This is a genomic window from Arthrobacter sp. ISL-28, from assembly GCF_018613875.1.
In the GTDB taxonomy this organism is placed as follows: Bacteria; Actinomycetota; Actinomycetes; order Actinomycetales; family Micrococcaceae; genus Arthrobacter.
Genome location: NZ_JAGGPJ010000035.1, coordinates 33,324 through 41,021, shown reverse-complemented (window position 1 = coordinate 41,021; position 7,698 = coordinate 33,324). Strand labels below are relative to the sequence as shown.

Annotated in this window: 13 protein-coding genes; 2 read left to right on the top strand and 11 right to left on the bottom strand. The window is 62.8% G+C overall.

Annotated features, from left to right (window positions below; all coding sequences use genetic code 11):
- Positions 1–16: 16 nt before the first annotated feature.
- The 4 genes from J7E80_RS24745 to J7E80_RS20510 form a co-directional block, all read right to left on the bottom strand.
- Positions 17–241, bottom strand: a complete 225-nt coding sequence (locus J7E80_RS24745) for an IS3 family transposase (protein ID WP_215054063.1) — start codon at positions 239–241, stop codon at positions 17–19.
- Positions 242–285: 44 nt separating this feature from the next.
- Positions 286–612 (bottom strand): helix-turn-helix domain-containing protein, encoded by a 327-nt coding sequence (locus J7E80_RS20520; RefSeq protein ID WP_215054062.1) that lies wholly within the window; start codon positions 610–612, stop codon positions 286–288.
- 440 nt (positions 613–1,052) lie between these two features.
- Positions 1,053–1,448, bottom strand: a complete 396-nt coding sequence (locus J7E80_RS20515) for a hypothetical protein (RefSeq protein WP_215054061.1) — start codon at positions 1,446–1,448, stop codon at positions 1,053–1,055.
- Between the two features lie 162 nt (positions 1,449–1,610).
- On the bottom strand, positions 1,611–1,880 hold the full coding sequence (locus tag J7E80_RS20510) for a hypothetical protein (RefSeq protein ID WP_251037161.1): 270 nt from the start codon (positions 1,878–1,880) through the stop codon (positions 1,611–1,613).
- 152 nt (positions 1,881–2,032) lie between these two features.
- On the opposite strand from J7E80_RS20510, the gene J7E80_RS20505 reads away from it, so the two are divergent.
- Positions 2,033–2,434 carry a response regulator transcription factor gene (locus J7E80_RS20505; RefSeq protein ID WP_215054060.1) on the top strand — a complete coding sequence of 134 codons (402 nt, stop codon included), beginning with the start codon at positions 2,033–2,035 and terminating at the stop codon, positions 2,432–2,434.
- A 114-nt stretch (positions 2,435–2,548) separates the two neighbouring features.
- Positions 2,549–3,295 (top strand): hypothetical protein, encoded by a 747-nt coding sequence (locus J7E80_RS20500; protein ID WP_215054059.1) that lies wholly within the window; start codon positions 2,549–2,551, stop codon positions 3,293–3,295.
- A 34-nt stretch (positions 3,296–3,329) separates the two neighbouring features.
- On the opposite strand, the gene J7E80_RS20495 is transcribed toward J7E80_RS20500, so the two are convergent.
- The 7 genes from J7E80_RS20495 to J7E80_RS20465 all read right to left on the bottom strand — a co-directional run.
- On the bottom strand, positions 3,330–3,533 hold the full coding sequence (locus J7E80_RS20495; protein ID WP_215054058.1) for a cold-shock protein: 204 nt from the start codon (positions 3,531–3,533) through the stop codon (positions 3,330–3,332).
- A gap of 448 nt (positions 3,534–3,981) precedes the next feature.
- Positions 3,982–4,635, bottom strand: a complete 654-nt coding sequence (locus J7E80_RS20490) for a hypothetical protein (RefSeq protein WP_215054057.1) — start codon at positions 4,633–4,635, stop codon at positions 3,982–3,984.
- A gap of 91 nt (positions 4,636–4,726) precedes the next feature.
- Positions 4,727–5,221 (bottom strand): GNAT family N-acetyltransferase, encoded by a 495-nt coding sequence (locus J7E80_RS20485; RefSeq protein ID WP_215054056.1) that lies wholly within the window; start codon positions 5,219–5,221, stop codon positions 4,727–4,729.
- Between the two features lie 244 nt (positions 5,222–5,465).
- Positions 5,466–6,251, bottom strand: a complete 786-nt coding sequence (locus J7E80_RS20480) for a Crp/Fnr family transcriptional regulator (protein WP_215054055.1) — start codon at positions 6,249–6,251, stop codon at positions 5,466–5,468.
- Complete coding sequence (locus J7E80_RS20475; RefSeq protein WP_251037159.1) at positions 6,248–6,703, bottom strand: hypothetical protein; 456 nt, start codon at positions 6,701–6,703, stop codon at positions 6,248–6,250. Before J7E80_RS20475 ends, J7E80_RS20480 begins: the two co-directional genes overlap by 4 nt.
- 148 nt (positions 6,704–6,851) lie before the next feature.
- The gene (locus J7E80_RS20470) at positions 6,852–6,959 is read right to left on the bottom strand and encodes a hypothetical protein (protein ID WP_251037166.1); all 108 of its coding nucleotides are present in this window, start codon (positions 6,957–6,959) and stop codon (positions 6,852–6,854) included.
- Positions 6,926–7,698 (bottom strand): thiamine pyrophosphate-dependent enzyme (locus tag J7E80_RS20465; protein ID WP_251037158.1); only part of this gene is annotated, 773 nt, incomplete at its 5' end. The genes J7E80_RS20465 and J7E80_RS20470, both read right to left, overlap by 34 nt.

Sequence of the window (7,698 nt, the reverse complement as noted above, 5' to 3'; positions counted from 1 at the left end):
CAGTTTTTCATGGCCGCTAACACCGCAGCGAACGCATCACCTTCAATACGGTCTTCTTCGCGATCGTCCACCCTTGCTTGACCAGCTCAGTGTGGATGCGGCGGTGCCCGTACCGGCCATAATTCTTCTCGAAGATCTCCGTGACCGCGGTCTTGAGGTCTACTTGCGGGTCAGGGGCAAGGAATCGAGTCTGGTGATAGAAGAACGTCGATCGGGCCAACCCGGCTACCTCCAGGAGCACGTTCAGGCGGTGTTCTGCCTTGAGGGCGATGACTGCACGGACCCTTACGGCCGTTCCTCGTCCCTCAAGGCCTGCACTTTTCCCAGGAAGGCCACCTCGGCCCGCAGACGCTCGTTCTCGCGGCGCAATCGTTGCAACTCTGATTCAGGCTTTGCCGCAGCCTCCGGGCTTGCCTTCGGACGGCCCTTCGGTTTCGCGCGCAGACCGGCGTCGCCCTCGTCCCGGTACTGGCGCGCCCACTTCTCGATTAGCTTCGGAGAGGACAGCTGTAGCTCTTTCGACAGGGCCACCTTGTTCTCTCCCGACAGGTACCGCTGCACGGCATCAAGTTTGAACTCGAACGAGAACAACCGCTTGGTCGGTTTCGTCACCAGCGTCGTACCTCCGCGAACTCTCCATCGGTCATATAACCGACCGATGGCTTTCGTGCTCACCTCGAGCCTCGTCGCTGCAGCTCTAGCGCCCCAACCGGTCTCAAACAACGCTACCGCGGCCCTGCGTTGCTCCCCAGATAACGAACTACACGCATGCATAAAACTGCTCCCCGAAAGACAGAACTGAATATTTCAGTCCAACTTTCGGGGAGCACTTCAAAGCGCGGCCCCCCTTTTCCTTGCCCCGTGGCGGCAGGCCGCACAGGCCTGCTTGTGACAGTCTGATCTTCGCCGGCAGGGCGGGCTGGAATCCGCCCGGCGTGATCGGCACCCCACTTTCACCGGTGATTCCATCAGATTGGAATCAACGTGCGGGAGGGCCAGATGAGGTCAAAGTGGAGAGTGGAGTCCGTTCCTGGTGTTCACCGGGGTTGTTGTCAGATGGCGTCCCTGGGAAGGTCCCCGGCTTGGGCTGGTTCGGGCTCTCCGCTTCCGGTTAGACCCCGCCAGGTAAGTACTATTGCGGCCAGGGCCGCAACGAGAAGGCCTGCGGCCAGCCATGCCTTGCCGTGGCCGGGGCGGGTGGGCCTGAGTTTCCGCTCCGCGCGGTGGATCGCCTGTTTGGCAGCCTTCCGTGCCTGTTTCGCGGCCTTCTGATTCCCTGTCAGGGTGAGGACAACTGCGTGGACCACCTCGGGCATATTGGTGTCCTCAAGTCGGGACAGCGCCCAGCGCACAGCGGCGTCCACCTGGGGCGCGGCTTGGGCGGCGTGTCTGGTCCGGCCCGCCGGGCCGTGCTGAACATCATGGGATGTCTTGTTCAATCCGATCATGTGGTCATCTCCTCCGAACCGATGGCTGCCAGCACCAGACTACGCCGGGGGCTACCGGCTGACCCCCGGGCCGCAACTACCGTCACCCGCCTGCACTGTTGGGCTGGTTGGCATCCGCCGGCTTCACCTCGCGGCGCACAACGGGAAGGGGCGGTGTCGGCTCTACCTGTTTTCTCCAGGCTGGGTTGCGTCGAAGAACCGGTGCTCCGGCGGGGGTGTTGGGGTTTCTTCCGGCTTGGCCCGGATGAAGTCCAGGTCCTGCTGGGAGAGTATTGCCTGGCCGTGCTCGTCACGGTCAACGCTGACGCCGGTTTCCTGGCAGATCTCTTCCGTCATGGTGCGTGGCAGGATCAGGCATCCGGGGTTGTTGGTGAGCCATCGCTGCGTTGCGGGGCTGAACCGGTCCCAGTGGTCCTTGATTTTCATCTTCATTGATGATGCCTTTCTGAGTGAGCCCCGCAGGGATGTGGTCGGTCCCGGCGTGTGCTCAGGGTACCTGACGATCCGAGAAGGCCAGGGCGGCGATCAAGGGGCTTGAGGTTTCCGTCCTAGACTGTGCACCTGCTACAGGCCGGGGGGGCACGTTGGGTTCACGGGGGCTTTGCCTGGTCATCGAGGATGACCAGGATATCCGGGATTTGCTCACGCTGATCCTGACGCGGATGGGGTTCGATGTTCATGCGGTGGGCAATGGCGCTCAGGGAGTCGCCGCGGCATGGGAACACCACTCGGTCCTGGTGACGGTAGACCTGAATTTGCCGGACATGGACGGGCTGGACGTCGCCCGGCATATCCGGGGACGGTCCGAGGCGCCGATGCTGTTTATCACCGCGCGGTCCGAGGTTGACGACGAAATGGCTGGCATGGCCTCCGGAGCAGCGGCGTACCTGACAAAGCCCTTCCTCACCCGGCAACTCACCGAGGTGGTGAATCGGCTCTGCCCCGTAGGCCCCCTGACCGCACACCAGCAGGATAGGCGCGCCTGACGATATCCACTGAGGTTGGGACTGGCTGACGCGTTTGGGCAGGGGAAGCCTTACCCTTGGCACTGTCAGCCCTTTCGGCTGCTGCCTCAGGGTGCCGATGGGTAGAATCGCTGGATGCCCGTCACACGCAATGTCGCCTGGGACGAGGGACTGGAATCCTTCAAGGGCAGGGACACAACGCACTACGTGACCACCGCGGCAGCCATCGCCACGACATGCGCTGCCTGCCGACAGCCGCTGCAGCCCGAGGAACCGCTGTCCTTGAGCGTGGATATCACCGAAAGCACCGCACCGGACGGAACGGAATACGTCACGTTCACCGACTACGTGTTCCACCGGCAATGCAGCGAACCCGGCCTCACCGTGGGCACGGCCCCGTGGAGGCCGTCCGAGCTGACGCCTCTCGCAGCCCGGATGGTCCTGACCCAGGAGCCCGTCCTCGGCAGCCCCGGGACGGTTGTTGCGGCGCTGGCGTACACGCTGACTCCGGTAGTCTCCTTCCGTGAACGCGGCGGCGAACTGACCTCCGCGTTGGTGTCGATTCTGCTTTCCCACGGCTTCCAGCTGGCCATGAGTCCGGAGTACACGGACATCCTGCAACAGGCCGCGGAGGTGGAGGGCAGCTGCTGCCTGAGAGCCACCGGGGCCGTCCTCACCCTAACCATCGGCGGGGAACCCATCTACTCCGAACAGCTCAACCCGAGAAATCCCGATGATGCCCAGTGGCTGGAGGCGGCAGCACATGGCGCCGCCCTGATTATTGCCGGTGACAACCTGGTCATCACCGACACCATGCTCGACGTGAGCGCAGCCGCACACCTGGGCACGCTGGTCATCGGGTACATCCCGATCCAGACATGACAGGACGTACCCAAATCGAACGGAAATTACACCCCTACATTGGACGGATGTTCTCCGCCTGGGGACCCTTCGGACCCTGGGCCACCTCGAACTGAACTTTCTGGTTCTCTTCCAGCGAGCGGTAACCGCTGGAAGCAATCGCGGAGTAATGGGCAAAGACATCTGCGGACCCGTCATCAGGGGCGATGAAACCGAAGCCCTTTGCGGAGTTGAACCATTTCACTGTGCCTGTTGCCATGCCCGCTGCCCCTTGGAACTTTTCATCTCGGCCGCGGGCTTTACGGCACCGCGGCACGGAAGTGCTCTCCCGTTCGTCCAAAACTACGGTTCCCTGCGTATCGGCACAGGAGCCAGCGCAGTTGAGGGAGTTTGAGACCGGCGGCGGGCTGGGGTCCACTGGGATGGGGGAAACCAGTAGAGCTTCCGCCCTCGGCCTGTTCTAAGGGTACGCCCGGAGGGGCCTTCCCCCGCCGGAGGGGCCTCTGGGCGGCAAAGTGGGACAGCTACCGTCAATAATCATCTTTTCTGACCTGCATATGGCATGGCAGCCGAAGATGCTGTGGTGGATTTGATCGCTTGGTGGCGGCATTCTGTGATCGCTCGTTGCCGCACACTTGCCCGTGTAGGGATCGCTCACCGGGCAGGTTCGATGCCCGATGGTTCGAATACTGTTCGGCGCGATTGATCTAGGGTTTGAACTCGAAGTAGCCCATCTCAAGATCATGCTCGATCTGAGCCCGAACGTTCGCGATGACGTGCAGAAGGTCGTTGAAGTGGTAGACGACAGCTTGTAACGCTGATTCGAGCCTCACGTTCTCTAGGCGGGCCAGACGATCGTCGTCCTCGTGTAGGGCAATCCCGTAGATGTAATCCATCGCGACCAGATCGCTGCCAAGCAAGATGCCGGGGCCCAATCCGTTGTCCATTTCGAGGCGGCCGGAGTGAAAGATCGGGCCTGACGCCCCAATGCGCGGGCCGATAACTACCTGAGCAACATGCTGCTTCAAGAAGCGCCTAGCCTTCGCCTGCTTAGGTGTGATGAGGCTTTGAAGCGCCGTGACGATCCCTGGCAGATAGCAGTCCTCGCCAGGAGTGAAGAACACACGGCACTCAACGATTGTCGAGTCCACCATTCGCTTATCGAGCCGCTGGTCTCCGAGACCGGTGATGCGCCACGTGTCGTCGTCAAGCCGCTGCCATGTGAGTTCGAGGAGCGGAATGCGACCACTCTCGTCCCGCAGGGCGGTGATTGGCTCACCCAATCCGGGACTCGAACGTCTGAGGAACTTTGAGAGCTTGCGGCGGGCGTGGTCTTGAACGCTCCGAGGTGCTGCGGCCATACCCGGACCCTACCGTGTATATGAGCGAAGCAAGACGGTTGCGAGCCGTGGGACGTGTCCGCAGGTCGATCCTTAGCGAGCGTTTGCTGTTTTAGACCGTTCGGACCATTCGAATCTCCCGCACGTCGTCTTCGATTTTCACCGCGCCGTCGGTGACGAAGCCGTTCTTGCGGTAGAAGCCTTGTGCTCGCGGGTTAGGGTCGGCGACCCAGAGCGCAGCAGGCGTGGTCCGGTCGATGACTGCATTGAGGAGCGCCGTACCCACCCCGGAACCGTGGAATGCGGCATATGCGTAGAGGAGGTGCAACTGCTGTGGCTGGTCCGCGTCGTCGGGGGCGGGACCTGACATGGCAATGCCGATCAGCGCTCCTTCATGCGAAGCTACGGCAATGGTGTTTTGTCCGTATCTTGGATCGGTCAGGGCCGCGTCCCAGAATCTCTCACGCCAGCTCAGGAGTGCGGGATCGTCCAGCACAACGTCGCTCATTATTCCCCGGTAGGTTTCGCGCCAGGTGTCCACGTGAACTCTTGCCATGCTGGGCGCGTCTGCGGGCTCAGCCCAACGCACGTCAAAGTCGCTCGTCATTGCTCAAACGTACATGCGCTGGCATCCCGCCAATCAGGCATATTAGGGAACGCGGAACATATGCAAACAGCGACGCCCGTAAGCATCGGTCCTCCACAGCGACACCCGTCCGCTGTTTTTTCGACGGCCAAGAACTGTGAATCGCAGCTATAAATGGAGGCCTTTCCACGGAGCTAAATGTCAGGCTTGGGCTGGTTGCGTGCGTTGGAGCTCGCGGTGTGATCGCCCCCGTATCCGGCGGTGATCACGCGGTGTTCCGGGCCTTCGATCTGAGCGCTGTGGTGTTCTGGATGGTGATGCGGCCGCGGCCTTGCCGGATGATGCCTTGGGCTGCGAACTCGGCCAGGGTCTTGCTGGTGGCTTCACGGGTGGCGCCGAGCAGTCCGGCGATTTGTTCGTGTGTGAGCCGGATGGGGTGGTTCTGTCCGAATCTGCCGGCAGGGGCGGTACCTGCGAGGTTGAGCAGGGTTGAGGCAACGCGGGCCGTCAGTGGGCGCAGGGCCAGATCGGTGAGGCGTTCTTCGAGCCGGGCGACTTGTTCGCCCAGGAGCCGGGAAATGCGGATGGCGATCCGGGGGTCCGAGATCAGGAATCGTTCCACCTCCTCGGCGCTGAGAAGGCAGATCGCCGAGTCCTCGATGGCCTCTGCATAGTTGTCATACATCCGCTGGCCCACCAGCATCATCTCCCCGAACACCGCGCCCGGTTCGAGAATGGCCATCGTCAGGGCCTTACCGTCCTCCGCGACCCGGAACACACGCACTCTGCCGGCCTTGAGGATGAACAGGGCTGTGACGGGTTGGGACTGGCTGAAGACCAATTCTCCGCGGCGATACATCCGGGCCGGGGCCATGAGATCCATGGCGCGCATCTCTTCGGGGGCCAGGTCGGCGAACAGGTCCACCTCGTCCAGGCAGGTGAACGGGTCCTCCGGGCCGGGCGCGAGGGGGTCGGGCTCCCGTTGTCTCGGCGCCCAGGGCTGGGGGCCGCCGGCAGCGGCCTCCAGATCCCGTCCGACGTCATCACTCATGCCCGGCCTTTCAGCACGCGCACGGCAACGAGGGCGAGGATGGCCCCGTAAGCCAGGTGGCCCATCAGGGACAAGCCAGCCATCGTGTCGATCATGAACAGCGGCATGCCCAGGACGGCGGGCATGACGACCAGGGCCCCCAGGACCCACCAGAGCGCACCGTAGCCGAGACCAACCAGCGTGCCCTTGCCGTAAGAGCTTAGGAGCCCGGCGAAGGGGACGGTGAGGCCGAGCCCGATCAGGATCGAGATGACCATGTGGATGCCGAAGCCTGCCGGGGCGGAACTCAAGCCGACCAGTGATGCAACCATGGGCAGCATGCCCATTATGGCCATGAGCAGCCCAAACACCAGGCCCCCGGCGATTCCGCCGGTGACCCCGGCTGTGGTGCGTCGGCCCAGATGCAGGGCGGAGATGTGCGGGTGGCGGGCCACCGGAGATGTCGCGGACATAGCTTGCCTCCTTGTCGTGGAACGGATGCTGCCTACCCTCGCAATCTAGCCCCGGACAGACGGCAGTTCTGTGAACCCGGACACACAACGTGAAAAATGGCCTCGGCAGCGTCGGGAAAACCGTCCTCGTTAACCCACTCCCGCTTCCTCACCCGGAACCGGAAGCCGTCGGCGCACACACTCCCGGAACTCTGCGCAACGCCTCCTGATTCCGGGCAGTTACTACGACGTGTGCGCCCCGGCGTCCGAACTGCAGTGCCGTTTCACGGCCAATACCGGATGACGCACCTGTAATAACGACGACCTGAGGGGATTGTTCATGTGCTTAAGGTTCCTTGCCGGGAGCAGTTCCTGGGCTTTGGTTCTGACCCCTTCCTTGATGATGCCCCAGGTGCTGCTGTCGCCCTTGGCGAGGGCTTTGGCGGTGTTGAGTGCCTGCTCAAGCGTGGTGTGTGGAGGGATGGGTGGGATGTCGGGATTGGTGTGCACGTCCAGAACGGTGGGCCGATCCGCGGTGAGCGCTTTGTCCCAGGCCGGCCCGACTCCATCGGGCGTGGTCACGGTGAGACTTTCCAGGCCGAGGCTTGAGGCGAAGGCTGCGTAGTCGACGTCGGGAAGTGACTGGGATTCCCGGAAGGCGGGGGCGGCGCCCATGGCCCGCAGTTCCCAGGTGACGTGGTTCAGGTCGTTGTTGTGCAGCACGGCGACGATGAGCCGGGGATCGGCCCATTCCTGCCAGTACCGCTGGATGGTGATCAGCTCGGTGAGGCCGTTCATTTGCATCGCCCCGTCGCCGGCGAAGGCGATGACGGGGCGGTCCGGATGGCCGAATTTCGCGCCGATCGCGTACGGCACAGCGCATCCCATCGTGGCCAGGGTTCCGGAGAGCGAGCCCCTGGTAGTGCTGCTGAATCTCAGCTGGCGGGCGTACCAGTTGGCGGAGGATCCGGAGTCCGCGGTGATGATTGCGTTGTCTGGCAGCCGGTCGGAGAGTT

What these genes read in the sequence shown, in the direction of transcription:
- J7E80_RS20480 (WP_215054055.1), bottom strand. Translation starts at nt 6,251, where the DNA reads ATGAGTGATGACGTCGGACGGGATCTGGAGGCCGCTGCCGGCGGCCCC.
- J7E80_RS20515 (WP_215054061.1), bottom strand. Translation starts at nt 1,448, where the DNA reads ATGATCGGATTGAACAAGACATCCCATGATGTTCAGCACGGCCCGGCG.
- J7E80_RS20485 (WP_215054056.1), bottom strand. Translation starts at nt 5,221, where the DNA reads ATGACGAGCGACTTTGACGTGCGTTGGGCTGAGCCCGCAGACGCGCCC.
- J7E80_RS20495 (WP_215054058.1), bottom strand. Translation starts at nt 3,533, where the DNA reads ATGGCAACAGGCACAGTGAAATGGTTCAACTCCGCAAAGGGCTTCGGT.
- J7E80_RS20490 (WP_215054057.1), bottom strand. Translation starts at nt 4,635, where the DNA reads ATGGCCGCAGCACCTCGGAGCGTTCAAGACCACGCCCGCCGCAAGCTC.
- J7E80_RS20500 (WP_215054059.1), top strand. Translation starts at nt 2,549, where the DNA reads ATGCCCGTCACACGCAATGTCGCCTGGGACGAGGGACTGGAATCCTTC.
- J7E80_RS20510 (WP_251037161.1), bottom strand. Translation starts at nt 1,880, where the DNA reads ATGAAGATGAAAATCAAGGACCACTGGGACCGGTTCAGCCCCGCAACG.
- J7E80_RS20475 (WP_251037159.1), bottom strand. Translation starts at nt 6,703, where the DNA reads ATGTCCGCGACATCTCCGGTGGCCCGCCACCCGCACATCTCCGCCCTG.